Annotated in this window: 24 protein-coding genes and 1 pseudogene; all 25 read right to left on the minus strand. The window is 39.6% G+C overall.

Translation table 11 applies throughout. The features are described 5' to 3' along the window. Window positions 1-10 precede the first annotated feature (10 nt). On the minus strand, window positions 11-2,677 hold the full coding sequence (mutS, locus tag ACZ47Z_RS08040) for a DNA mismatch repair protein MutS (RefSeq protein ID WP_015529249.1): 2,667 nt from the start codon (window positions 2,675-2,677) through the stop codon (window positions 11-13). A gap of 235 nt (window positions 2,678-2,912) precedes the next feature. Beyond that, the gene (locus ACZ47Z_RS08045) at window positions 2,913-3,560 is read right to left on the minus strand and encodes an ABC transporter ATP-binding protein (protein ID WP_054751219.1); all 648 of its coding nucleotides are present in this window, start codon (window positions 3,558-3,560) and stop codon (window positions 2,913-2,915) included. Window positions 3,561-3,580: 20 nt separating this feature from the next. Beyond that, entirely contained in the window at window positions 3,581-4,495 is a 915-nt protein-coding gene (locus ACZ47Z_RS08050) for a hypothetical protein (RefSeq protein ID WP_117826243.1), read from the minus strand. Continuing rightward, window positions 4,492-5,247 carry a hypothetical protein gene (locus tag ACZ47Z_RS08055; protein WP_288598148.1) on the minus strand — a complete coding sequence of 252 codons (756 nt, stop codon included), beginning with the start codon at window positions 5,245-5,247 and terminating at the stop codon, window positions 4,492-4,494. The genes ACZ47Z_RS08050 and ACZ47Z_RS08055 overlap by 4 nt, the downstream gene beginning before the upstream one ends. 6 nt (window positions 5,248-5,253) lie before the next feature. Continuing rightward, window positions 5,254-6,855, minus strand: coding sequence for a DUF6034 family protein (locus ACZ47Z_RS08060; RefSeq protein WP_054751222.1), 1,602 nt, complete (start codon window positions 6,853-6,855; stop codon window positions 5,254-5,256). Window positions 6,856-7,009: 154 nt separating this feature from the next. Then, window positions 7,010-8,350, minus strand: a complete 1,341-nt coding sequence (locus ACZ47Z_RS08065; RefSeq protein WP_054751223.1) for a sensor histidine kinase — start codon at window positions 8,348-8,350, stop codon at window positions 7,010-7,012. A 2-nt stretch (window positions 8,351-8,352) separates the two neighbouring features. Then, window positions 8,353-9,069, minus strand: coding sequence for a LytR/AlgR family response regulator transcription factor (locus tag ACZ47Z_RS08070; protein WP_464525431.1), 717 nt, complete (start codon window positions 9,067-9,069; stop codon window positions 8,353-8,355). Between the two features lie 141 nt (window positions 9,070-9,210). Further along, the gene (locus tag ACZ47Z_RS08075) at window positions 9,211-10,254 is read right to left on the minus strand and encodes a hypothetical protein (RefSeq protein ID WP_464525432.1); all 1,044 of its coding nucleotides are present in this window, start codon (window positions 10,252-10,254) and stop codon (window positions 9,211-9,213) included. A 193-nt stretch (window positions 10,255-10,447) separates the two neighbouring features. Continuing rightward, a pseudogene (udk, locus tag ACZ47Z_RS08080) lies at window positions 10,448-10,942 on the minus strand (uridine kinase); the annotation flags it as partial. Continuing rightward, entirely contained in the window at window positions 10,906-11,028 is a 123-nt protein-coding gene (locus ACZ47Z_RS08085; protein WP_264292605.1) for a hypothetical protein, read from the minus strand. The pseudogene udk and the gene ACZ47Z_RS08085, both read right to left, overlap by 37 nt. Before the next feature lie 2 nt (window positions 11,029-11,030). Then, window positions 11,031-12,479 carry a tRNA (N6-isopentenyl adenosine(37)-C2)-methylthiotransferase MiaB gene (miaB, locus tag ACZ47Z_RS08090; RefSeq protein ID WP_238013356.1) on the minus strand — a complete coding sequence of 483 codons (1,449 nt, stop codon included), beginning with the start codon at window positions 12,477-12,479 and terminating at the stop codon, window positions 11,031-11,033. A gap of 11 nt (window positions 12,480-12,490) precedes the next feature. Further along, window positions 12,491-12,673: a DUF4250 domain-containing protein gene (locus tag ACZ47Z_RS08095; protein ID WP_020437024.1), complete on the minus strand. Its 183-nt coding sequence runs from the start codon at window positions 12,671-12,673 to the stop codon at window positions 12,491-12,493. A gap of 4 nt (window positions 12,674-12,677) precedes the next feature. After that, window positions 12,678-12,911: a DUF896 domain-containing protein gene (locus ACZ47Z_RS08100; protein ID WP_015529262.1), complete on the minus strand. Its 234-nt coding sequence runs from the start codon at window positions 12,909-12,911 to the stop codon at window positions 12,678-12,680. Between the two features lie 122 nt (window positions 12,912-13,033). Then, window positions 13,034-13,408, minus strand: coding sequence for a hypothetical protein (locus ACZ47Z_RS08105; protein WP_054751224.1), 375 nt, complete (start codon window positions 13,406-13,408; stop codon window positions 13,034-13,036). A 46-nt stretch (window positions 13,409-13,454) separates the two neighbouring features. After that, the gene (locus tag ACZ47Z_RS08110; protein WP_464525433.1) at window positions 13,455-15,149 is read right to left on the minus strand and encodes a putative polysaccharide biosynthesis protein; all 1,695 of its coding nucleotides are present in this window, start codon (window positions 15,147-15,149) and stop codon (window positions 13,455-13,457) included. A gap of 52 nt (window positions 15,150-15,201) precedes the next feature. Beyond that, on the minus strand, window positions 15,202-15,699 hold the full coding sequence (gene ybeY / locus ACZ47Z_RS08115) for an rRNA maturation RNase YbeY (RefSeq protein ID WP_464525434.1): 498 nt from the start codon (window positions 15,697-15,699) through the stop codon (window positions 15,202-15,204). Then, a complete protein-coding gene (locus ACZ47Z_RS08120) occupies window positions 15,696-16,688 on the minus strand; it encodes a PhoH family protein (RefSeq protein ID WP_015529266.1) in 993 nt (330 codons plus the stop codon). Before ACZ47Z_RS08120 ends, ybeY begins: the two co-directional genes overlap by 4 nt. Continuing rightward, entirely contained in the window at window positions 16,663-17,931 is a 1,269-nt protein-coding gene (locus ACZ47Z_RS08125) for a sporulation protein YqfD (protein WP_464525435.1), read from the minus strand. The genes ACZ47Z_RS08120 and ACZ47Z_RS08125 overlap by 26 nt, the downstream gene beginning before the upstream one ends. Then, window positions 17,928-18,215, minus strand: a complete 288-nt coding sequence (gene yqfC, locus ACZ47Z_RS08130; protein ID WP_117541321.1) for a sporulation protein YqfC — start codon at window positions 18,213-18,215, stop codon at window positions 17,928-17,930. The genes ACZ47Z_RS08125 and yqfC overlap by 4 nt, the downstream gene beginning before the upstream one ends. 84 nt (window positions 18,216-18,299) lie before the next feature. After that, entirely contained in the window at window positions 18,300-18,779 is a 480-nt protein-coding gene (rlmH, locus tag ACZ47Z_RS08135) for a 23S rRNA (pseudouridine(1915)-N(3))-methyltransferase RlmH (RefSeq protein ID WP_015529268.1), read from the minus strand. A gap of 48 nt (window positions 18,780-18,827) precedes the next feature. Further along, a complete protein-coding gene (locus ACZ47Z_RS08140) occupies window positions 18,828-20,897 on the minus strand; it encodes a HelD family protein (protein ID WP_464525436.1) in 2,070 nt (689 codons plus the stop codon). Between the two features lie 298 nt (window positions 20,898-21,195). Then, window positions 21,196-22,584 (minus strand): NADPH-dependent glutamate synthase, encoded by a 1,389-nt coding sequence (gene gltA, locus ACZ47Z_RS08145; protein WP_054751225.1) that lies wholly within the window; start codon window positions 22,582-22,584, stop codon window positions 21,196-21,198. Next, window positions 22,584-23,471: a sulfide/dihydroorotate dehydrogenase-like FAD/NAD-binding protein gene (locus ACZ47Z_RS08150; protein WP_015529271.1), complete on the minus strand. Its 888-nt coding sequence runs from the start codon at window positions 23,469-23,471 to the stop codon at window positions 22,584-22,586. Before ACZ47Z_RS08150 ends, gltA begins: the two co-directional genes overlap by 1 nt. A gap of 218 nt (window positions 23,472-23,689) precedes the next feature. Further along, window positions 23,690-24,871 (minus strand): iron-containing alcohol dehydrogenase, encoded by a 1,182-nt coding sequence (locus ACZ47Z_RS08155; RefSeq protein WP_015529272.1) that lies wholly within the window; start codon window positions 24,869-24,871, stop codon window positions 23,690-23,692. A gap of 150 nt (window positions 24,872-25,021) precedes the next feature. Beyond that, a complete protein-coding gene (locus ACZ47Z_RS08160) occupies window positions 25,022-26,374 on the minus strand; it encodes a chitobiase/beta-hexosaminidase C-terminal domain-containing protein (RefSeq protein ID WP_054751226.1) in 1,353 nt (450 codons plus the stop codon). Window positions 26,375-26,376: the final 2 nt, after the last annotated feature.

A 26,376-nucleotide genomic window follows, 5' to 3' on the forward strand; every position in this document is an offset into this window, starting at 1 on the left:
GCCTTTCCTTTTACCAACGGTTCTTCAGCTTATTCTGTAACCGGTAGATTGTATTTAAAGCATCGATCGGTGTCAGATTACCGACATCGATATTTTTCAATTCATCAAGTACGTCATCATCTTTTACAGTGTCAAACAGAGACATCTGTGCCATATCGACTTCGTCATACTTCTTTGCCTTACTTTTTTTCTTTGCAGTATGTTCCTTGGCCGCGATCTCACTGACGCGGTTTGTGATATCCTCATCGCTGAGTTCCTCTACGATTTCCTTCGCACGGGAAATGACAAGATCCGGAACGCCGGCAAGCTTTGCAACCTGGATACCATAACTCTTGTCAGCACCGCCTTTTACGATCTTTCTTAAGAATACGATGTCATCGCCCTTTTCTTTTACAGCAATACAATAGTTGTTGACATTATCAATCTTTCCTTCGAGTTCTGTCAGTTCATGATAATGTGTAGCAAATAAAGTTTTTGCTCCCAACAGTTTGCTGTCGCTGATGTATTCTACAACAGCCCAGGCAATTGACAGACCGTCAAATGTACTTGTTCCGCGTCCGATTTCATCAAGAATGAGAAGACTTTTTGAGGTTGCATTTCTTAAAATATTGGCAACTTCGGTCATCTCAACCATGAATGTACTCTGTCCGGAAGCAAGGTCATCGGATGCTCCGACTCTGGTGAAAATACGGTCGGAAAGACAGATGTTCGCGCTCTCTGCCGGGACAAACGATCCGATCTGAGCCATCAGTGCGATCAATGCAGTCTGACGCATGTAAGTTGATTTACCTGCCATATTCGGACCTGTGATGATTGAAATTCTATGTTTCTTATCATCCAGATAAGTATCATTGGCAATAAACATATCATTTGGAATCATTCGCTCAACGACCGGATGACGGCCTTCTTTGATATCAAGGATTCCTTTTTCATTAATTTTCGGACGGACATAGTTGTTGCGCTCTGCAACAAGTGCGAGAGAACTGAAAGCATCCAGTGCGGCAACTGCTTTGGCAGTTTGCTGGATTCTCTCCACCTGTCCGGCAATCGTTTCACGGACTTCACTATAAAGCTCATATTCCAGTGCATACAGTTTATCTTCCGCACCAAGGATCATATCTTCAAGTTCTTTAAGCTCCGGTGTGATATAACGCTCAGCATTCGCAAGTGTCTGTTTTCTTGTATAATAATCCGGGACAAGATCCTTGTAAGAATTCGTCACTTCCAGATAATAGCCGAATACTTTGTTGTATTTTATTTTCAGGTTTTTAATGCCTGTCTTTTCTCGTTCATCATTCTCAAGTTTTGCAAGCCAGTCTTTTCCGTCCGATTTCGCCCGGCGAAGCTTATCAACTTCTTCGTTATAACCGTCGCGGATAATATTTCCCTCTTTCATGGCAAGCGGCGGATCCTCACGAATGGCTTTCGTGACGAGCTCGCAGAGATCTTCTAATGCATCCAGATCTTCATAAATCTCTTTTAAAAGCGGTGCCTGCAGATCCTGTAAAATATAGCGGATCGGTGGCAGCATCTCCAGAGAACCTTTGAATGCGGTGAGGTCTCGCGGATTCGCAGAACCGTAAGTGATCTTCGTGATTAGACGCTCCAGATCATAGACCGGAGATAAATATTCTCTGATCTCTTCACGGGCAATGGCCTGATTTTTCAGTTCTTCTACTGCATCCAGTCTGCGGTTGATCTCGGATTTATCGATCAAAGGCTGTTCTACATTTTTGCGAAGCGTACGTGCGCCCATTGCAGTACGTGTTTTGTCAAGAACCCAGAGAAGGGAACCACGCTTCTGCTTTTCACGTAAAGTTTCGCACAGCTCCAGATTTCGACGTGTAGAACTGTCGATCAGCATATATTTTCCTGTGATATATGGTGTAATATGTGTCAGGTTGGAAAGTGAATTTTTCTGTGTCTCAAATAAATAGATTAGCAGCGCTCCGGCACTGATGATTCCACAGTCATAATCAGCAAGTCCAAGCCCTGCAAAATTCTTTACTTTGAAATGCTCAAGCAGCTTATCTTTGCAGACAGCATCATCAAAATACCAGGAATCGAGAGAATAAATCGTGATCCCAAGCTTGTCTCTCATCGCATCCAGATCCATACCGCTCATATAGAACGCTTCGTTGCAGATGATCTCAGACGGACTGAATTTATAAATCTCATCCATAAGACGACTGCTGTCCGGAAGTTCTGTGACAAAATAATCCCCGGTGGAAATATCTGCGATCGCAACTCCATAACGGTCTGCAATATAGACGATACACATGATGTAATTATTCTTCGTTTCATCTAATGCCTGTGTATCCAGATTCGTTCCAGGTGTAACAATTCTTACAACTTCACGCTTTACAATCCCCTTTGCAGTCTTTGGGTCTTCTACCTGTTCACAGATTGCGACTTTATATCCCTTCGCAACAAGACGGTTCAAGTATCCTTCCACGGCATGGTATGGGATTCCGCACATCGGGGCACGTTCATCCAGACCACAGCTTTTCCCGGTCAGTGTGATCTCAAGCTCTCGAGATGCAGTCAAGGCATCATCAAAGAACATTTCGTAGAAATCGCCGAGGCGGTAGAATAAGATGCAATCCTTGTACTGCTCTTTCGTCTCGCAATAAATTTTCATCATGGGCGTCAGCTTATCTATGTCAATATTTTCCATCAATTTCTCCTTAGTTTTCAAGGGTTTTCTAAAAACTCTTTAGAATGTAAGTTCGCAAATCATTCTAACAAATTTTAACATGAATTTCAAGCTGATGTTGAAGATGTTGAGAACGTAGAAATGTATCATTTTGTCGGAGTACCTATATCGCAATGTGCGAAGAGAGCGAACTGAAGAATATTCGTTTAATATTCTTGGGTTCGCTCTCTTCTTTTAATTTGAAAAAATTATTATTTCATTTTTCATAAACAACTTCTAACTGTCCGGCATCCATTTCGCACACTGTATCACACAACCATTCCATTTCCATCACATTGTGTGCAGCTAACAGAATAGTTGTCCCTTTTTCTTTCAATTCAACAAAGAGTTCGCAGACATCCTGTGCGCCTCTTTTATCCAATCCATTGAATGGTTCGTCTAAAATTAATAATTTTGGCCGCTCCATGATCGCCTGTGCAATTCCAAGGCGTTCTCTCATCCCGAGTGAATATTGACCTACTTTCTTTTTAGAAAACGGATCAAGACCAACTCTTGCGATTGCATCCCGGATCTCAGTATCTCCTATTTTTCTGTTAAGTTGTGCAAGTCGTTTTAAGTTTTCATATCCACTGATATATGGAAGAAATCCCGGACTCTCAATAATCATTCCGGTATTTTCCGGAAAATCAATATCTTTTCCAATTCTTTTTCCATAGACATATACGCTCCCTCTGTCAGGTTGAAGAAAACCGCAGATGCATTTGAACATTACTGTTTTACCGGAGCCGTTGAATCCCATGATTCCGTGGATTTTTCCTGCCTCAAAGGTATGACTGATTCCTTTTAATACTTTTTCTTTCCCAAAAGATTTTGTTAGATTTTTAACTTTCACAGCAGCTTTCATAATTTTCCTCCTCTATTCAGTCAGGATTCATCAACCTGAGAAAATGTAAAATTATATCGTTTAATACATTTTCTCGAGATGAAAAGCAAAATACATATCACTGCAAGGAATAACAGGATGCTTATTTTTATTTGTGGCAAATAATCATATCCGAAATTATGCATTGGAAATGTTGCGTGATTTAAGGGCGATAACCATCCGCAAAGAACATTTGCCCGATAGGAAAGCCCACCACCCAGATGAAAAACTTTTTGAAAAATATCCGGAGTCAGAAGAATTCCATAAAGATTTATCAAGAGTGCTCCAACAACGCCTCCGGCTCTTCCTTTCTGTAGATTTAATACAAGCATGACGGAAGTAATAAATAATGAATAAAAAAGCATAAGAAATACAACACAGATTGCACATTTATATGGTGTTGTCATTTCCATTGTCTTTATTGATACAGGAACCGTAAGATGATTATTGCTTCCATATCCAATGCTTGCAGCAGTCTGGCTCCATACATTTCCAACATAAGCCCAAGGACTTGCAATTAGAAGTTCTGTCAGGCAAAGGAAGACGGTATAAAGGCAAGTAGCCAGGATTACATACAGTATCTGACTTGCCATCCATACGCTTCGCTTCGTCCGGATTAGCCAATAAGGCGTCATCTGATTTACAAAAGGCATATCTGCAAATAATAACAGTAGCAAAAGAGACGAAAGCATCACAGACTGCGCATCACCGAAAGTCCAGATCAGTGGCTCGAACATCTGCACCGGTGTCTGGAATGTCTGTGCCTGCTCTAAAATCTGATTTGTCAACATTAGACAAAGTACAAAGCCTAATGCAAAAGTCATCCAGATTCTTGGATTTTTGCCCCAGTCAGAGAAATTTCTTTTTGTTAGAAGAAAGATTTGATGAATGTCCGTTTTAAATTGCGATTTTTTCATGCAACCACTCTCCTTACCACGCATTTACGCAAAGCCAGTGCCAGAAGACTGCTAATCAGAAGCAGAGCCAGAAGGCAGAATCCGTTTCCATAATATGCCGGGCTTGCCCACTGCTTTGGACTGAGGAAAAAATAATTGCGGTAATAGCGTTCTTGAAACACTGTGAGTACATAATATAAAATAAATGGAACAGCACAGCTCAGATACTTATTTTTAGTCAAAACTGCTGTCAGTGAACCGCATAAAGACCACAATGCTCCATTTAGAAAAAGTCGGATAAATCCAATTCCTGTGCTACTTATTACCTCTGATATATTTTGCAAAGTATTCAGAGTCGGGATATTTCTACAGATAACTATAAAAACAACCAATGCAATTCCTGCCGCTGAAACGGAAATGGCACCACCTGTGAATGCGACTCCAAAACTTTTCATCCAAATATAATTTCTTTTTCCTATTCGGTTAATAAGAAACCATGCATAGCGGCTGTGTAATTCTTCCTGTATATCTGCGGCTGTTGCCAGAGGAACCAACAGTGGAAAGAAAAGCAAGGCTTTTTCTGAAGTGATTGCATAGTTGAAGGTGCATAACCAGGCTTTCCCTTCTGTTGATCCACCGAAAGCGATCAGATGATTTCGATAAGGAAGTGCAACAATCAAAAGAACCGCACACAATGCCAGTACAGAGATATAAAATCTTCGATTTCCAAAGTCATATTTCAATTCTGTTCTAAAAAGATGTCTTCGCTTCATATTCTATCATCTCCAATAAGAACCTATTCTTCCACCGTCTGTTGCATTTAATACAATGTAGTCGGTCTGATATCCTTCTCTTTTTCTTCCGGCTGTTCCAAGTTCGGCAGTTGTATCTGTACTCTCGCTTATAGTGAAAAACCATGCCGGAACCAGCCAGGCATTTTGTGGATTCTTATATGCCGGTATATAAGTATATCCCAGTTCGACAGTTGCAACATCATAACCAAATATCATCTTGTCCTCAGCAGGCTGACTGGAAGGGTAAAGATATTTCACCTGATCGATCAGACGGCTTTCTATTTCATCAAATGCAAGGAGTTTTACATTTTCTGTAACTACCTTTTCTTCCTGACTCATGCCCTTCCATTTGAAGGAGCGAATCCCATCTTCTGTCACTACAATATAAATCTGCTCTACCGGCATGGAAGGTGCATATGCAAATCCACTATCATCTAAATATCCTGTTTTATCCTGATTTATTTTTAATCCGGAAACAGAAGGAACGTAAGTAAGCTGATAACCTGTTTTTCCAAGATTTGGATCAGCATTCCATAATGCTTCCTGTTGTTCTAATATAGTGGTTTCCGGATAATCAGACTGTGCATACCAGAGGATTTTGTCTGATGACAACAACTGCATATTTTCGAGGTTCAGATCTTTCAGAACTTTTTCAGCTTCATCTTCTGCTGTCTCTTCTAAGAGAGTGGTTTCTTTCATCTGGTCTTTCAGTGTTTGTAGTTTCTCCATAAAAGATTCTTTTACGCTTCCTGCAGGAACTCCATATTCGGCTGTGCGATTCTCTCTTGCCAGATAGTTTTCAATAGTTGCCAGTTCAATCCCATTTCCTTCTGACCAGGAGAAAATACTATAATTTCCTGCTTCCGGATCGTAAGTTTCTGCATTGATCGTACCTTTTGCATCTGCACCAACCGTTGCCTGAAAATGAATCTCCATTCCATCCTGCTTTGTGGTATCCGGAAGAATATCATATCCGTCAGCTTCCAGTGATTTTCTTTCTGCTTCATACGCCGGATCCGTCTTTTTTGATGTGTACTCAATCTGTCCAATCTCTTGCAATGGTGTTTGTTCCGGCGCAAGAGGAAGAACTTCTTCCACTAACTTTTCAAACCCTGTTAAATCATACTCCACACTTTTGTCAGCATAGAATCCTTCCCTGTTCTTAATCTTATCTAAGAGGTTCTGATAGTATTCTCTGGTAAGTTCCTGCGCCTGATACAAAGTCTCTCCGCCTGCAAAATAGGAAATCAGTTCTTTTAATTGTTCAAGCTCCAGTTTTTTCTGACTGACTTCAATCACCGGAAGATTTCCTGTCGTAACAGATTCTAATTTCTGATCTGCGCGAAAAACTCCGCGGTCATTACTCCATGTTACTGTTGTGTCCCAGTGTTCCGGCAGATCTAGTGTCTGTGTCTCTCCATCTTTCAATGGTTCTGCAATTACATCCTCGCTTAATCCTCCGGCCTTACTGACAACTGCACTCTGGTCAGGTGTCTTCTGACATCCCGTAAGTAACAGACCACAAGTAAGACTGACTGTCAGAATCGATGGTAAAATGATTTTAGTTCTCTTTTTCTTAATCGTCATGGCATCATTCCTCCATTTCCATTCCTGTTTGTGTGATACGAATTTCGTATCCTGAAAATTTGGAACAGTTTTTTTTCTTATATTCAGTTTAATCTTGTGGTGAAAGTACTGCAAGCGGATGGCCTTCAAGTACTGGATTACTGGACATGAGTATTTATAAATCGAAAAATGTTATTGAAACAACAAACATTCCATCTTCCATTTCATAGGCCAGATCTCCATCATATCGTGTAACAATCCGTTCCACACTTTTCAATCCATATCCATGAAGAGATTTATCCTGCTTCGAAGTCAGAAAAGTATGTCCTGATTTGGCAGGAAGCTTATCGGTTCCATTCTTAATTTCAAGAAACAACATTTGCATGTGCTGCTCAATCTTTATACTGATTTTCTTACGTTCTTTATCAGTCACTTTCTCACAGGCTTCCAAGGCATTGTCTAACAGATTCCCAAAGAGTGAACAGATCTCTCTTTCTTCCATCGTCAGACTGGATAGTGGTGTTACATCCAATTGGAAGTCAATCCCTTTTTGTACTGCCAGGATTCGCTTTTGCCCAAGAATCAGATCCACTACATGATTTCCTGTATAAATCTGTGGATTGATTCTTACGAAATTTCTTCTGATTTCATCTACATAATTTTCCAGTTTTTCATATTCCTGATTTTTCATATATTCACTGATCACAAGATAATGATTCTTTGTGTCATGAACCAGTTCTTTGTTCTGCTCGATGGAAGCTCTTATTTCCTCATACTTTTGCTTCTCCATCTCTTCTTTCATCAGAAGAAATGTATTTTGTCCCGTTATGTTTCTGTTTTTCCATATAAGAAATGTCATGACGCTGACAAGCACGATCATAGTAAGAAAACTGATGAGACTTCCTTTTAAGACATCCTGAATCACCGGAATTCCAGCTGTGGAGTACAGTAGTCCATACTTTAAAAGTTTCTGATACTCCAAAACGAGTGCTGATAACAGTACACCACATAAAACAAATACCCATTGAAATGCTTCTATGTCTTTTTTCTTCTTCCAGCTTCTTATTTTGAAAATGATAAAAAAGGAAATAATTAATAACAGGCTTTGTATCACACAAAATACTTCATTTTCATGGTAACGGAAAAATAAAATCTGAGGGTTTTCTGCCTGATTCCCATAAATAAATGCGAGAAGGTAAGCAATGACATATAAAAATAATGTCATTGCTGCTTCATACATAGATGCGATCCCTGTAAGAAGAATCAATTTCTTTCGATAGGCAAGGAAACTTCCGAAAACCAAAATCAAAATTGTCAACAGGTATCCATAAGGACTAAACACAGATCTTTTGACCCATACAGAAATAATTGTTGAAGTGACGATTAAAACAAAATAGAGAATCCATTTATCTTTCGTTTTCAGAGTCTTTCTGTCTATAACTGTTCCGAATAACAGATAATAGAAAAGGAAGGTTTCAAGAAAATTCAGTCCAATACATATTCCAAGTGTGTCCATTGTTACGAATTCCTCCAGTAGAGATTGATTTCTCGCTTTACTTCTGCAAGTCTTGCCTTACTTACCGGTACTTCATATCCTTTTTCGAGATAGATAGTGTCACCACTTACTCTGCAAATCTGCTTTATATTAACAGCGTATCCACGTTCCACCAGAAGAAATTGTTTATTATTTAACATTTTCAACGCATTTTCCAAAGAAGTTCGTTCCCTCACAACGCCTTGGGTAGTAACATAATTTACATACTTAGCACCTTTGGATTTATACAGATAAAGAATATCCTTATAAAGCAATTTCACCTGTTCTGTACCGTCTTTTATAATACAGAATTCTTTCTTTTGTTTTTGCAGCTTTTCAATAAGCTGTTCAGCAACTCCGGGAAGACGAAATTCTAGATCCTGTTTCAAAATATACTGATATGCTTCGATCCGATAACTTTCTGCCGCATATTCTTCATAAGATGTAATGAAGACAATGTACATGTCAGGGCAAATCCTTCGGACCAATTTCCCCAGTTCCACTCCATCCAGCTGTTGCATCTGAATGTCTGTAAATAAAATATCTGTTGTTTCGCCCTTCTGAATTTCCTCAAAGAAACTTTCTCCGGATGCATATAGTTTAATCTCTACTTCGTGTTGTTTCTGTATATTTTCCTTTAGAGTCCGGAGAATTTGTTCTCTTGTCTGTTCTTCATCGTCAACGATTGCAATTTTTATCATAAGTTGAATTCACCTCGCCTTACATAATCAGTATCAGTATAACATACTTCGAACACGCATTCCTATCATGGCCATAAAATATATTGGTTTGGGACATAAAAAAACGAAAGGCTCCTGCAGGAGCCTTTCAGACTACGGACTTCACACGTTTCCGTTTTCATCTAGAAGATATATAGCAAAGACTTTTCCAAGTTGCAGAGGATAACTTTCCTTGATGATGCCATCAAATGCAATACGAATATGGTCACCGGCATTCAAATCAGGGAGCTCACCACTTTCTACTCTATTCGTTGTTACAGAGAATTCTTCATCAACAGGAATACCACTATCAAAGGATTCTGAACATTTTACCTTAATTGATTTTTTCTTTACTTCAAGAACAGTTGCATCAAAATATACTTGTTCTTTTTCCTGACTTGAATTCAAATCTGCTACAGCTCCATCATAGACCATTAATTTTATCGTTTCATTTTCAGGAACATCAGCGTATACACCTACAGTACATGCCTTGTTTTGGGATATCTGATACAAGGAACTAACACCGCCCGCTGGAATTTCTGCTGTTCTTTCTTCTTCATCCGGTATTTGTAGATGAACAATAATATTGAAATTATTGCTGTTTTGAAAGGTGAGTATTCCAGTTTGGGAGAATACTTTTTTATCAGAATATGTAACTACATAGTTATTTGTCTCAGAGGTTTCTGCGCAAGTAACAGAACAATCCCATTTGTCTTGCTGAGAGGTATCTTGTTTACTATTGAAAGTGACAAATTCATCCCACAATTTATCGAAATTAACAAACTCATAATACTTTTCATCAACACCGAAATAATGTCCCGGACAGAGTGTAACGATGTCTTTTCCTTGGAAATAAAGCTTATAGTAAGTAACTGCTCCACTTGATAATGCTTGATTTTTATCAACTTCATCACCAAGCTCAACTTGATTTAGCAAATGGACGAACTCCTTCTTTTCCTGATCAGACAATGTATAGGAATAATTTCCATCTTTTCCACCTGTTGTGCCAGAAAGTTCGATTTTATCAATTTCAGACACATCTATAGTTCCAAACTCAATAGCAGAATTGATGGTATTCTTTTGACAGCCGGACAATAGAGTTACCGTAATCAGTATGAATGATAGGATCATTTTTGAAACTGTTTTTTTACATTCTGTGTTAAACATTTTTCTGCCCTCCTGCTAGTGTACTGCCTCATTGTTCGCTATTTTATCAAGTTTGGCAAAGTATTTTTACCATTTTTCTTTGAATCAATTATAACATGAACAAGTTTGCTTTTCACTTGTTATATGATAAATAAACGAAAAAATACATGTGTATGATTTTTAGTTTCATACTCATGCATTTTTTCTTACTTAATTATTGATTCATTTCATCCAACAGCTGTTCGATTTTCGATACAAATAGATCGAATGCTACATCATTTTTTCCACTGTTGATCACGATGTCTGCCTTGGAACGTGTTGGTTCTACATACAGATAATGCATTGGTTTTACAGTTGTCAGGTATTGTTTAATGATACCGTTAAGATCTCTTCCGCGCTCTTCCACATCTCGGGATATTCTGCGGAGAATTCGTTCATCTGCGCCAGCCTCTACGTAGATTTTGATATCCAGAAGATCACGAATCCGTTCATCGGCTAAAAGAAGAATTCCTTCTACGAGAATTACAGGTTTTGGTTCGATTCGAATCACTTCATCAGAACGATTATGAAGACTATAGTCATATACCGGACAATCAATTGCTCTTCCGGCTTTTAATTCTTTTAAATGTTCTACCAGAAGATCTGTTTCCAGAGAATCCGGATGATCATAATTCATAAGAACTCTTTCTTCGAATGGAACTCCTTCTTGTTTACATTTCTTCCGGCAGGAATATACGGTGAGATCGAATATCCTTTGATATCGATAAAAACTGCCCCAATTACAACAATCCCCATATTTAGTTACTCTCTATTCTTCCCATATAGTAAAATCCTTTACATTCATCAAGATGAACGTCAACCAGCTGACCGATCAGGCTTTCATCCCCTGGGAAATGAACGAGCAGGTTGTTGCTCATACGACCTGTCATCAGGTGATTGTCATGTTCATTGACACACTCTACAAGAACGGTCTGTACCGTTCCCTCATGAATTGCACATTGTTCTGCGGAAATTGTCTGAACCTCATGTAAAAGACGATTGAAACGATCTTTTACAACGTCTTCCGGAATCTGATCTTCCATTACAGCAGCAGGTGTTCCGGTACGTTTTGAATAAATAAAAGTAAATGCACTGTCATAGCGGACTTTTCTTACAACATCAAGAGTCTCCTGGAAGTCCTCTTCTGTCTCACCCGGGAAACCGACAATAATATCTGTAGTAAGTGATATATCCGGAACTGCTTTGCGGATTTTTTCAGCAAGTGCAAGATACTGTTCTTTGTTATAATGACGGTTCATAAGTTTCAGGATCCGACTGCTTCCGGACTGAACCGGAAGATGCAGATGTTTACAGATTTTTTTTGATTTACTCATCACTTCAATCAATTCATCTGACAGATCCTTCGGATGTGAAGTCATGAAACGGATTCTTTCAAGTCCTTCAATTTTTTCAATCTCCTGAAGAAGCTGTGCAAATGTCATCGGTTCTTCAAGGTTCTTTCCATAAGAATTGACATTCTGTCCAAGCAGCATGACTTCTACAACACCATCTGCAACAAGACGTTCAATCTCACGGATGATTGCCTTCGGTTCACGGCTTCTTTCACGTCCACGCACATATGGTACGATACAGTAACTACAGAAGTTGTTACATCCAAACATGATATTTACACCGGATTTGAATGGATATTTTCTTTCAACCGGAAGATCTTCTACAATCTTGTCTGTATCTTTCCAGATATCAATGACTGTTCTGTCAGACTGTATTGCAGATGTTAAAAGTTCTGCAAATTTGTAAATGTTGTGTGTGCCGAAAATAAGGTCAACAAAGCGGTAGCTCTTTTTTAGTTTCTCAACAACTTCCGGTTCCTGCATCATGCATCCGCAAAGTGCGATCATCTTATGTGGATTCTTTTTCTTAATGGAACCAAGTTGTCCAAGACGTCCATAAACACGAAGGTTTGCGTTTTCACGAACAGTACAGGTATTGTAGATTACAAAATCCGCTTTCTCTTCATCCGTTTCTTCTGCATACCCAACCTTCTCTAAAATACCAAGCAGTTTTTCAGAGTCCCTCGAATTCATCTGACAACCAAATGTCGTCACACACGCAGTTAATGGACGCCCCAGTTTCTCAGACATTTCAGCAACATATTCTTTTGCTTTTTCCATAAAATAATACTGGCGTGCAGGCTCTTCCAACGGAGCATTCTCCACCAGCTTTACATTTTCAATTATTTCTTTCATTCTCATTTCCTTTATACAAACTGATTGCAGGATGCATCATAAGCATAGTCAATCAGATCTAATTTATCTGTAAGTTCTTTTTTATTCACTTCCATCTCTTTACATAACTGATCCAGTGATGGATAAAAATCTCTGAGCTTTGTATTTATGACGCTCAGAAGGATGACAGGATCCTGTGGTAAATTCTGTAACATGATCCTAGTTTCCTTTCTTGTTCATATATTTTTCGCCATACTTCTCACCAAGATTAACAATACTTCCATCTTTTTGTTCCATGTCAATATTGTTCAGCTGGCTTCTTAAGTTCACCCGGATAAGTTCCATATATTCTTTACGAAGAATCTTCTGTTCTTTCGCTTCTTCCGGAGTGAGTCCTTCCGCTTTTGATTTTTTATATAATTCATTGATGCGATCAATCTTCTTTTGTTCCATTGTCTATCTCTCTCCTTTTTCTTGTTCCGTTTAATGTTGCGATATTCTTTACTGTTCACTCCCGTGTCAATCACTCCGCTGATTCTGTATTATACACGATTCTGTGCACTTCGTCCACTTTTTTAACTGGAATAATTCTCAAGAAAACCATACAGTTCTTCGGCAGACTTAAGATAGATTCCATTTTTCAGATCCTGTTGTACTTCATCCGGCAGATTATTTACGGATAGGCTGGTTGTTTCGTAAAGGGTTGTCCCATCTTGCAGATAGACAGCAACATATCCATGCAGCTCTTTCAGATAATAGGCATCATCTGAAACAGACTCTCCTTTGGCTGAACTGCGTCTGGTTTGAATGGAATCATTTTTTTCATTTTTAGTCAGTTCTATAGCTTTTTCCTTTTCCAGTAGATTGTTGTAACTAACCTGATAACCTGCAATCAAACATCCGGTAATCAGAAATAAAACAGAAAAAAAGCCAATCATGTATTTTTTCATCGCAAATCGCTCCTTTTTTCATACAGTATTGGCTTTTTTATTTTTTTTATTCTTCTACTTTTACGGCTGGAAGCAGATGGAATTTCTTAGAAATTCTCAGGATACGTTCACCCATTGGAAGATCAAGGATATCATCTTCAGAAAGTGTTCCGATCTTCAACATAAAAACCGCATAAACAAGTATTGCTACAAACAGTGAAATGCATACTGGAATTACACGACCGCCGATCAGTGTATCAAACAGTCTGAATACGCCGAAAGTTACAATGCCCATCACTGCTGCTGCAGCGAATGGTTTTCCGAAAGTGCTTACAAAATCGATTTTGAAACCGCTGACTTTTCGAATCTTGAGCAGGTTCAAAATACTCATTGCAAGTGCAAATACAATATTTCCACCCACCAGTGCATAGACGTTCATCTTGAATACAGTCATCATCAGTACAAATGCTACCAGATGAATCCCAAGAGCTGCTGCAGCATTCTTTGCGGGACTTGTCATGTAGTTTAATCCATGAAGAATGGAATTCGTTACAGAGGAAAGTCCATACAGTACAACAACGATAGCTCCTGCCATCAATAGATGTGCCGGTGTTGCACTGGAGTCATTGTACAGCAGAACCATAATTGGGGAAGCAAGTACGAAATAACCGATACAACTCGGAATAGCAATTACCATTGTAAGACGTAATGTCTGGTTAATCTTACTGTGAACCTGTTTTTTTGTACCTGCTGTAACAACAGCTGTAAGACTTGGCACAAGAGATGTTCCAAGTGCATTTGCAATTGCCATCGGGACATTGATCAGGGTGTCGTATTTACCGGTGTAAATACCCTGAAGAGCCATGTATTCTTTCTCTACATAGCCTTGTGACTCCATAACATGATTAAAGATTGTAAGGTCGATAATCTGGTTAATATTATATACAGCGGTACTGAATACAACGGGGATTGCTGTTAAAAGTAATGCTTTCAGAAGGAAAGAATAACTTTCAACATTCTGGGTGCGGTCTCTTTTAAGCTGTTTGCGTATCACATTTTTATATAAAAAAATGACAAACAAAAGAAATAACAATCCAGATAAAGAGCCGACAACCGTTCCAAGTGTACTTCCGGCAGCACCGTAAGCAGGTCCGAGAAGCTCCTCTCCGGATTTTTCTCCTGCTTTTGTTCCGATACCAAAGAGGACACTTGCGCCGACAATACTGATCACGGCATTAAATACCTGCTCAATGATCTGTGAGATAGCTGTTGGAAGCATTGTTCCCATTCCCTGGAAATATCCACGGATAACAGCCATAACTGCAACAATCAGAAGTCCCGGGGCAAGAACCCGCAGTGCGTAAACGCTAAGTGGAGATTTCATTAAATGTGTTGAAATCAGTCCTGCTCCCAAAAAGATTGTCAGCGAGATGAATAATCCAACACCGATTGCAAAAGCAAGAGAACAGATAAATACACGGAATGCATTTCGTCTCTGACGCTTTGCAAGTCGGATCGATACCAGCTTGGATACGGCAGTCGGAAGGCTGAATGATGAAATCATCAGAGCGATTGCATAAACCTGATAGGCATATCCATAAAATCCGTTTCCTTCATCTCCTAAAATATTCGTCAGCGGAATCCTGTAGACTACGCCTATGATTTTTGTAAGTACAGCTGCTGCTGCAAGTATCGAACCCTGGACAATATAATCATCCTTTTTCGTTCGTTTTTTCGTTGTTTGTGCCTCAGTTTCAGACATAACTTCCTCCTAGTGTCCCATTCCTTAAAATCTATTTAATATATGTATCCAATCAGCGGAAAATACCGACTTTTTCCATGATTTCTTTCTGTTTTGCTTCCATAACAACACGCTCTTCATCAACCATGTGATCGTATCCAAATAAGTGAAGCATACTGTGTGCAATCAGGAAAGCATACTCTCTTTTGGGTAAATGTCCATATTCTTCAGCCTGGGATAACACTTTTTCCTTTGAGATAACGATATCACCAAGCATCAATTCTCCGGATTCCGGATTAAAGGCTTCTGCACTTTCTTCATCAATCATGGAAAAATCTCCCGGTTCTTCGTATTCGATCATAGGGAAAGAAAGTACATCTGTTGGGCGGTCAATTCCACGTTGTTCCAGATTCATTTCGTGAATCTGGGCATTCTCAGTCAAAAGAAGATTGATCTCTGCTTCATAAGGACAGTCTGCAAGTTCTAATGCAGCGTCAATAACTAATGCGGCAATCTCTTCTGTATCAAAGTCTAACTTTATATTCCCCTCTTCTTCGATAAAAAGACTCATCCTTTTTTCCTCCTGTTTTCTCTCGGTCTGGACGATTTCTTCTCATAGTCCTCATATGCTTTTACAATTTTCTGAACTAATGGATGTCTTACAACATCTTTGCTTGTCAGCGTACAGATGTTGATCCCTTCCAGATCTTTTACAACCTTTACAGCAACATCAAGTCCGGATATTGTTCCGGACGGAAGATCTTTCTGCGTAGAATCACCTGTAATGACAACTTTGGATCCAAAACCAATTCTTGTTAAGAACATCTTCATCTGGGCCGGCGTTGTATTCTGTGCTTCATCAAGGATAATGAACGCATTATCTAAAGTACGCCCGCGCATATATGCCAGAGGAGCAACCTCAATCAATCCTTTTTCAGAATTCTTAAGAAAACTGTCAGCTCCCATGATCTGATAAAGCGCGTCATATAAAGGTCTTAAATACGGATCAATCTTGCTTTGCAGGTCTCCCGGAAGAAATCCAAGCTTCTCTCCGGCTTCAATTGCCGGGCGCGTCAGGATGATTCTGCTTACTTCTTCGCGTTTGAATGCTGTGATTGCCATTGCCATCGCAAGATAGGTCTTTCCTGTTCCGGCAGGTCCGAGACCGAAAGTGATCATTCCATTACGAATTGCATCAACATATTTTTTCTGACCTAATGTTTTAGGTTTGATTGGTTTTCCCTGTAGTGTATGACAGATCAGATCTTTATCAATAGAAACAAGGGCTTCTTCCTGATCTTCAAATACGAGCGAGATTGCATAGTCTACATTCTGTTCCGTAATCGTATTTCCTCGTTTAGCAAGTTCCACAAGCTGTGTAAGTACACGCTGGGCTTTCTGTGCAGCAATTGTATCTCCTACAATCTTAGTTGCACCGTCACGTGAAATCAATGTGACATGAAAAGTTCTTTCTATTTTCTTTATATAAGTATCAAACTGGCCAAATACATTCATCTCGTATTCAGCCGGAATATCAATGATCAGTTCCGACAGACTCATCCGGTTCGTTCCTTTCTAAAGTTATTCTTTCGGTCTCTGTTTCCTCTTCAATCTGCTGATTCAGATAGAGCGTACCTGAAGCCGTTGCCTTTTCGGCAGATATATATATCTTAACATTTTTTTCATTAATTTGAATACCCTTTTCCTCTAAATCTTTACAAAAATAGCGAAATCGACTGCTTAAAATTGTCTGTATCTCTTTTTTTGTATATTTTATTTTCTTGAAGCTGTATTTTTTTATTGTTTCATGACCATAAAAAACAGGAAGTGAAAAATTTTCTCCCAGTTTTAACTGATGCTCTATACAAAGTTTTTCAGAACGGTCAGATGGTTTCGGTTTCCATGTTTCTAACCGGACAGATCCGATTTGAATAAATCCGGACTTTTTTGTTTCTTTTGTATATACTTTTTTATTATGATAACAGGAAATTGTATCCAGATAAGAAATCTGTGTATCAGCGAAAATATCTGCATCGGCATGCGTATATTGATATCCGGTAATTTCACCACTGTCATCCAGGATGTCAATCCGCCCAGATACAAGTAAAGTTCCTTTTGTTACAGAATCCCCGATATGTACCTGGGGAATGCCGGTGCGTGTAATTAATTTTGTAATGATTCCATCAGTAGAAGCAACAAGATCAGCAGGTAAAGGATCTGTCTTGTTACTCTTATCTGCCTGAGTAGATGAGATGATAGGAAACGCATCTTCATTTTCTTTTATCTGTATTTTTAATCGGCTGCCGTCAAGAGAAGCAGATACCCAAACGATATCATTATATTCTTTTCGAAGGGCTTTGACAATCCCTTGACAATCTACATTTTTCTTTTGCATTCCAGGATAAATCCCCTCTTCTTTCAGAAATGTTGTTAAGGTCGTGTCGGTCCATCTTTTATTTCCCTGAAAATGAATATCCCATAGAAATTGTGAGTAACAATTGATTAGAAAAATGCATAGGAAGATGCTGATAAAGAATAGTTTTCTTTTTCGATAGCGAGAAAGAAAAAAAGGAAAGCCATACCGTTTTTTTAGTATGACTTTTGTATGTGTTTTTCTGACATAGGGACGAAGCTTTCGAAAATCAGATAAACTCAAGTATAATTCATAATTTGTTCCGATACGGGTCAATCCCCAGAATCGGATGCGGTGATAACAGCAGAGATTCAGAAATCGTTCAGGGGAGTATCCTTTGATCTGAATCTTCACATAACCGGACAAGTAGCGGATCAGGCAATGAATCACCCCGGATTCCTCCCCTCGGTAAATTCTAAAGATGATAATGTTCCAGATACTTTCATCTCATCATTTGTGTAATATTGAATCCGGAGTCGTTTTCCCTGAATCCGGATCTGTCCTGCCCGCGTCTGCACACGGATCAGTGTATCTGTGTATTCAATAATGCCTCGATAATTTTCAATGCATAATTCATTTCGGCCTAAAATGGTTATAACAGAAGCATTCTGAATCACATCTTTTGGGAGATCCATTGCGGATATCATCTTTTCTTTGATCTGCTCTCTGTTCATTGAAGTTTTTATATAAAAATCCTTTGTCATCAGTATATGAATATATCACGATGTCCTATACCAGTTGTTTTCTGTGACAGATTTCTATTTATGATATGGTTCACCGTTGATGATCCGATAACTTCTATATATCTGCTCCAACAGAATGACCCTCATCAACTGGTGTGGAAAGGTCATCTTGGAAAAGCTTAATGCATAGTCCGATCTTGCGAGCACTTCTTTGCCCAAACCAATGGATCCGCCAATGATAAATGTGATATGGCTTGTCCCCTGGATTCCAAGCTGATTGATCTTTGCAGAAAGTTCTTCGGAACTAAGAAGTTTTCCGTTAATCTCAAGCGTGATCACATAGGCATCCTCTTTTACATATTTCATAATGCGCTCAGCTTCTTTGTCGCGAATTGTATTTTCCACGACATCACTTGCATGGTCAGGTGTCTTTTCATCAGCTACTTCTATAATCTCCAGTTTGCAGTATCGGCTTAATCGCTTGCTGTATTCTGCGATCGCATCTCGCAGATATTTTTCTTTTATCTTTCCTACGGTTATTAATGTAATCTTCATTTTTCTGTTCTTTCTGAATAAATTTTAATCATGCATGCCTGTCAACTGTTATTTTGATAAGCTGTCAGCAATTTCGTAAACATAGAGTTCGTGAAGAGCTCTTGTTGCACAAATATATTCCGCCTGATTTTTAAGCGGATTTTCTTTTGCACCGCGAAGTGCGAAAACCTGGTCAAATTCCAGCCCTTTTGCAAGATAAAATGTGGTTACTGTGAGGCCTTTCTTAAATGCGGAACTGTTACGATCCACATAGGATACGTTGATACCACGAAGTTGCAGGAGACGGCTTAAGTCAAAAGCTTCCTCTTCTGTTGTTGTGATCAGGGCAGCAGTTTCAAAGTCTCCCGGACATTTTAAATGACAGACAAGTTCATCAAGCAATTCCGTATCTGTGTTAAATGTCTTTTCTACTACTTCTTTCCCATGGCGGTCCAGTAACTCAAGATCAGATACTCCACTGACTTTTTCTGCATACCGGGCAATTTCTAATGTATTCCGGTAACTCTTTTTGATTTCAATCGTTCGGATCTCACGTCCAAGTAATTTGGGAAGAAATCTCAATACATCCTGTTGCTTTGTATCCAGGGTCTGTGCACGGTCTCCAAGGATAGTCATTCTGCAGTGGAATAGCATTTCTAAAATTGTATATTGCAGATAAGAATAATCCTGCATCTCGTCGATTACTAAATGTTTGATATTCTTATGAGTAGAATTGCCACCTGACAGGCGATATTTCAGATACAGCATAGGAAATACATCCTCATATGGTAATTTTCTTTTCTCATAAAGGACGTCTGGCAGCAAATTACACCCGCAGTCTTCTAACATCCAATTATAGATGGCATAAATGTCTTTTGTTTTGTACATCTTATCGAATTTCATCTGAAGTGTTTCTTGATCATCATCTGAAATATTTCTTCCGTTTAAAGTTTCCCAGGAATCAATGAAATAATCTTTTATGGCATCCATACGATTTAAAAGAGGAGTCTCTGTAAATTTGAAATAAAACAGTTCAATCATTTCTTCTTCCGTCAATGTCATCCCGCGGAAATAGACTTCCTTAAACTCAATCAGACGATCTTCTAAAACTGCAAGAAATCCTTCGATCTCACCAATGAAAGCTTTTGATTGTTTCCAGTCAAAACGATCCTGTGATTCTTGATCTGGAAATCTCATTCTGCGTTCTAATTGATCATATCTGTCTTCGCAATCAGCAGAAACACCTTTCCGAAGCTCTTTGTAGGCGTAGAGATCAAAACTCATCTCACGGATATTCTCTTCTCCTAATTCCGGAAGAATATGTGAGATATAATCTGCAAATACGCTGTTCGGTGAAAGAATCAGTATGTTGGATGATTTCAGAGTGTCGCGTTCATGATATAAAAGATATGCAATTCGGTGTAAAGCAATCGAAGTTTTTCCACTTCCGGCAGCTCCCTGGATTACAAGGATCTGATCTTTTGTATTTCGGATAATTGCATTCTGTTCTTTCTGGATCGTGCGGACGATATTTTTTAATTTTACATCACTGTTTGTTCCAAGTTCTTTTTTCAGTATATCATCATCGATCTTTGTATCACTCTCAAAGGCATAGACAAGTTCTCCATTCTGAATCTTAAACTGCCATTTTGAAAGAATCTCTCCATCCAGTTTTCCGGCAGGAGCCTCATAGCTTGCCGGCCCTTTATCATAATCATAAAACAAACTGCTGACTGGAGCTCTCCAGTCGTAGATCAATGGTTGCATGCCGTTCTTTGCAGCGAAATTTCCGATTCCAATATAAAACGGTTCCGGTTCGTCATCTCCATCATACATAAAATCAACACGTCCGAAAAAAGGTGCATCTAACATTTTCTCAAATCTATGCTTTAATTGCAGCTTCTCATTATTAGCGTTGACCTGATGCAGAAGTGCTTGCTGATTATCATAATCTTCGTAACCATATTCATCCATCTCCGTATAATTTTCCCAGTAATATTCCTGCATGTTATCAATCTCTTTCTGTCCATCAGAGAGAGACTGCCCTATTTCTTCCAGTCGTTTTTGTAACTTTATCTCAACATCTTCAAGGAAGCATCTTCCATCAAATCGATTGTCATTGCTGTTATAATTCGTCATATGTTTATATTTCCCCCAAAATAGATTTTTGCTTCTTAGGTTTATTGAAATTTGCAAATATTTGGTTTATTATTTTACCATATCTTCGAACAGGTTGTCATCTGATTTGAGCAAAATTGCTGTATGTCACAAAAACTTTTCCGTTGTCTCCCTCAAATTATAACACGACAAATTCATTTTTAATATATAAAAAATATCCTGACAAGCACAGAGTTTTCTGTATCCTGTCAGGATATTCTGTTTTCAAATTCCGATTTTCTCAAAGAAGCTTATGCTCCTATATACAATCTTCCTTCTATTATTTATTTCTCAGATATTCATCGATACCTTTGGCACCTGCTTTACCAGCTCCCATAGCAAGGATAACTGTAGCAGCTCCTGTAACAGCATCTCCTCCGGCAAATACGCCTTCTTTAGATGTCTGTCCGTTCTCTTCTTCCGCAACGATACATTTTCTGCGGTTTGTCTCCAGACCTTTTGTTGTAGAAGAAATCAGCGGGTTCGGTGATGTACCAAGAGACATGATAACTGTATCAACCTCGATGTCGTACTCGGATCCCTCGATTTCAACCGGACGTCTTCTTCCGGATGCATCTGGCTCACCAAGTTCCATCTTAATCACTGTCATGCTTGTGATATTACCGTTCTCGTCAACATTGATCTTCTTCGGATTTGTAAGAAGATCGAAGATGATTCCTTCTTCTTTTGCATGATGAACTTCTTCTGCTCTTGCAGGAAGCTCTGCTTCACTTCTTCTGTATACTACATGAACTTCTGCGCCGAGACGAAGAGCTGTTCTTGCAGCATCCATAGCTACGTTACCACCACCAACAACGGCTACTTTCTTACCGGCAGCGATCGGTGTGTCGTAATCCTCACGGAAAGCTTTCATCAGGTTACTTCTTGTCAGGTATTCATTTGCAGAGAATACTTCGTTTGCATTCTCTCCCGGAATTCCCATGAACATTGGAAGTCCTGCACCGGATCCGATGAATACTGCCTCGAATCCTTCCTCTTCCATCAGCTGATCGATGGTTGTGGATTTACCGATAACAACATTTGTCTCGAATTTAACACCGAGCTCTTTTACTTTCTCGATCTCTTTCGCAACGACTTTCTGTTTTGGAAGACGGAACTCAGGAATACCATATACAAGTACTCCACCGAGCTCATGTAATGCTTCGAATACTGTTACATCATATCCGAGTTTTGCAAGGTCTCCGGCACATGTAAGTCCGGACGGGCCAGAACCGATAACAGCTACTTTGTGACCGTTCATAGTCTCTGCGCCTTCTGGTTTGATATCGTTCTCAAGTGCATAATCAGCAACGAAACGCTCCAGTTTTCCGATAGAAACAGGCTCACCTTTGATTCCACGGATACATTTTCCTTCACACTGGGATTCCTGCGGGCAAACACGTCCACAGATAGCCGGAAGTGCACTGGATTTACCAATGATCTTGTAAGCTTCTTCGATATTTCCTTCTTTTACCTGCTGGACAAATGCCGGAATGTTGATGGATACAGGACAGCCCTGGATACATTTTGCATTCTTACAGTTAAGGCATCTTGTAGCCTCTTCCATTGCTTCTTCTTTGTTATAACCGAGACAAACTTCTTCAAAGTTTGTTGCACGTACTTTTGGATCCTGCTCTCTTACAGGTACTTTTTTCATCATATCAGCCATTATTCGTCACCTCCACAATGTCCGCATCCGCCGTGATGTGTATCGCCTTCCTGAAGCTTCAGCATTGCGCGTCCTTCTTCAGATTTGTACATCTGGCTTCTCTTCATTGCCTGATCAAAGTCAACAAGGTGTCCGTCGAACTCTGGTCCGTCAACGCATGCAAATTTGATCTCGTCACCAACCTGAAGACGACAGGCACCACACATACCTGTTCCGTCTACCATGATCGGGTTCATGCTGACGATTGTCGGAATCTCAAGTTTCTTTGTTAAGAGACAGACGAATTTCATCATGATCATCGGTCCGATTGCAACGCAGACATCGTATTTATTTCCGTTGTTTACAAGTTCTTCTACCATAGTTGTAACCATTCCGGCGTGTCCGTAGGAACCGTCATCTGTACATGGGTAGTAATTACCTGCAACAGCTTCCATCTGATCTTCAAGGATCAGCATATCTTTTGTCTTAGCACCAACGATAACATCAGCATCGATTCCGTGTGCTTTCAACCATTTTACCTGTGGGTAAACCGGAGCAGCCCCAACTCCACCGGCTACAAACAGCATCTTCTTATTCTTAAGGGACTCCAGGTCTTCATGAACAAACTCAGAAGCGCATCCAAGCGGTCCTGTAAAGTCACGGAAACTGTCTCCGGCTTTGAGTTCTCCCATTTTCACTGTAGAAGCTCCAACTTCCTGGAAGACGATTGTGATTGTTCCTGCTTCTCTGTCATAATCACAGATTGTCAGCGGAATACGTTCGCCTTTCTCGTCCATTTTAACGATGACAAACTGACCAGGCTGACAGTGACTTGCTACACGTGGTGCATGAACATTCATCAGATAAATCTTATCAGCCAGTTTTTCAGCTTTTAATATCTTATACATGTTTCTCCTCCTTGTAAATAAATCGACGTTATTGTCTTCAAACATTGTGTAAACAATAACAGCTCGCTCTTTGTTAATAATACGACACTTCAGCTATGAATTCAAGTAAAACATACGGGCAGACACACAATTTCATGCATCTACCCGTATTGTTTAAGACAAGTTTACAGCGTTATCTTATTTTATAAGAACACTGAAACCTTTATTAATTTTTGATTTTAGAAATCAACTTCTGTTCCGTAGTATGTACATGTAAGAAGTTTAGCCATAGCAGCCGGATCGATTGCACGTGGGTTGGATCCTGTACAGGCATCTCCTACAGCCAGTTCTGCAATCTTGTCAACTTTTTCTTTGAATTCTTCTTCATTGATTCCGAAGTCTTTCAGAGTCTTAGGAATGTTCAGTCTTACATTGAACTCATCAATCTTCTCAACAAGGCTGTTGATCAGAGCCTGCTCAGATGTTCCGGCAAGTCCCATTCTGCGTGCGATTTCAGCATAACGTTTTGCAGCTACAGCATCTTTGGCGTTGTATTTGATAACGTATGGAAGGTAAATTGCGTTAGCACATCCGTGCGGAATATGTCCTGTAGAGAATGCAGCACCTGTTTTATGAGCCATTGAATGAACGATACCAAGTAATGCATTAGAGAATGCCATTCCTGCAAGGCACTGTGCATAATGCATCTGCTCTCTTGCAACCATATCACATTTGTAAGATCCTGGCAGATAATCAAGAACCATCTCAATTGCCTGCAGTGCAAGTGGATCTGTGAAAGGTCCGTTCAGTGTGGATACATATGCTTCAATTGCATGTGTAAGAGCATCCATACCTGTATATGCAACCTGTTTAACCGGGAGTCCTGCAACAAGGTCAGGATCAACGATTGCAACATCTGGTGTGATGTTGAAGTCAGCCAGTGGATATTTCACACCAGTCTGATAGTTTGTGATAACTGAGAATGCTGTAACCTCTGTAGCTGTTCCTGAAGTTGTAGGAATTGCTGCAAATTTAGCTTTCTGTCTCAGTTCCGGGAAGCTGAATGGTGTGATCAGGTCTTCAAAGGAGATCTCCGGGTACTCATAGAATGCCCACATAGCTTTCGCTGCATCGATTGGTGATCCACCACCCATAGCAACGATCCAATCCGGCTCGAAAGCACGCATTGCTTCAGCACCTTTCATAACAGTTTCAACAGATGGATCTGGCTCAACACCTTCAAACAGCTGAACTTCCATTCCGCCTTCTTTCAGATAATTAACTGCTTTATCCAGGAATCCCTGACGTTTCATAGAACCGCCACCAACTACAAGAATGGCTTTCTTTCCTTTCAGGTTCTTCAGTTCTTCCAGACATCCTTTTCCATGATAAATGTCTCTTGGTAAGCAAAATCTACTCATAACAAATCTCTCCTTTTTTATGTAGTATTGTTATTTTTTTAACAGATATTATTATAACTCTGTATGCTAAAAAAAGCAACCCTATTTTGGAAAATTTACATAATATTTTCCAAAATCAAGGTTGCTTTCTAGTTACTTTACACAGTTTACTTAATATGTAGTAATATAGTTTCGTGTTGTTGCTTCCGTTGCTTTTCCATTTTTATCGTTCACGAGAATTGCTGAAAAAGTTGTTTGTGAATTTTCTGGCATATCAATCGGGTCAGTATATTTCTCAGAGGATGCGGTTGGAGTTGAACCGTCCATCGTGTAGTATGCCGTATATCCATCCGGTACCGTAATCGTGATCTGAGTGGCTGTACTATATTGTCCGGTTGATGGAGAAACTGCCGGAGCGTCTACAAGTGGAAATTCAATGGAATATTTTGCACTGGAAACAGCACTTGGTATTCCCTTTTTATTAACAGCAATTGCACGGATCTCTGTGTCACCTTCGGACTGAAGCAAAACAGCTTCTTTGTATTCTGTACTTGACTCCGTCGGATCAGAACCATCTGTTGTATAATAAATCGTTCCGCCTGTAGCAGATGTTAATGTTACCTGCTGTACTTCATCATAGGTTCCTTCTTTCAAACTGAATTCAGGAGCAGATGAAACATAATCATTCATAGCAGATAATACATTCTTATCTTCACAATCTTGCAGGAGATCAGAAATCTTATTCGGCTGTTCTGTTTTCTCATAGAATTTTACTGCAGCTTTATAGAGATTTACATTCGACGGTTGTGTCTCCAGTGCGTTGAGATAGACGCTCTCTGCACTGTCCAGATCATCCTGGGCAACATAGATATTAGCAAGTCCGGTATAAGCCTCTGCCTTTGATTTATCCTTTATAATTGCTCTGTTAAAATAATTCTCTGCAGAAGTATAGTTACTATTCTGCAGTGCGGCATTCCCTTTTTTGATCATGCCTGTATAGGAATTCTGATATCCGATATAAATTCCGATACCAACCAGAAGAATGAGCAGGAAAAAAACCGTAAGTAATTTTTGGCGTTTTTTTCTGGCAGCTTCTTGTTTTTTGATCTGCTGCAGGCGTCTGCTTTCAGTAGATGTCCGGCGCAGATTCTCTGTTGACTGACGCGCATCCTGATAACGCTTTGCATCTGTTTTCTGACGTTGTCTTTGCGCTCTCTGGCGCCGTAGCTGCTCTCTTCGCTCTTCTCTTACTTTATCCAGTTCCGCCTGGCTTAAGACGCGTGTGGAATTAGGATTCGATCGTTGATTTTGCCGATTTCTGTTTTGTTGGTTTTGGCTCACATTCTGTCTTCGGACTACATCTGCCTGAATCTGACGTGTAGCTCCGGCTACTGAGCCTTTCACTTCGCGTGCGAGTACATCTTCCAGAGGGTTATAATCTGGTACAATCTGTACTTCAGCACCGCATACGGGACAAATCAACTGATCGTCTGGTATATTTGCTCCGCAATGTGTACACCTCATTT

It is taken from the genome of Mediterraneibacter faecis, assembly GCF_055383675.1.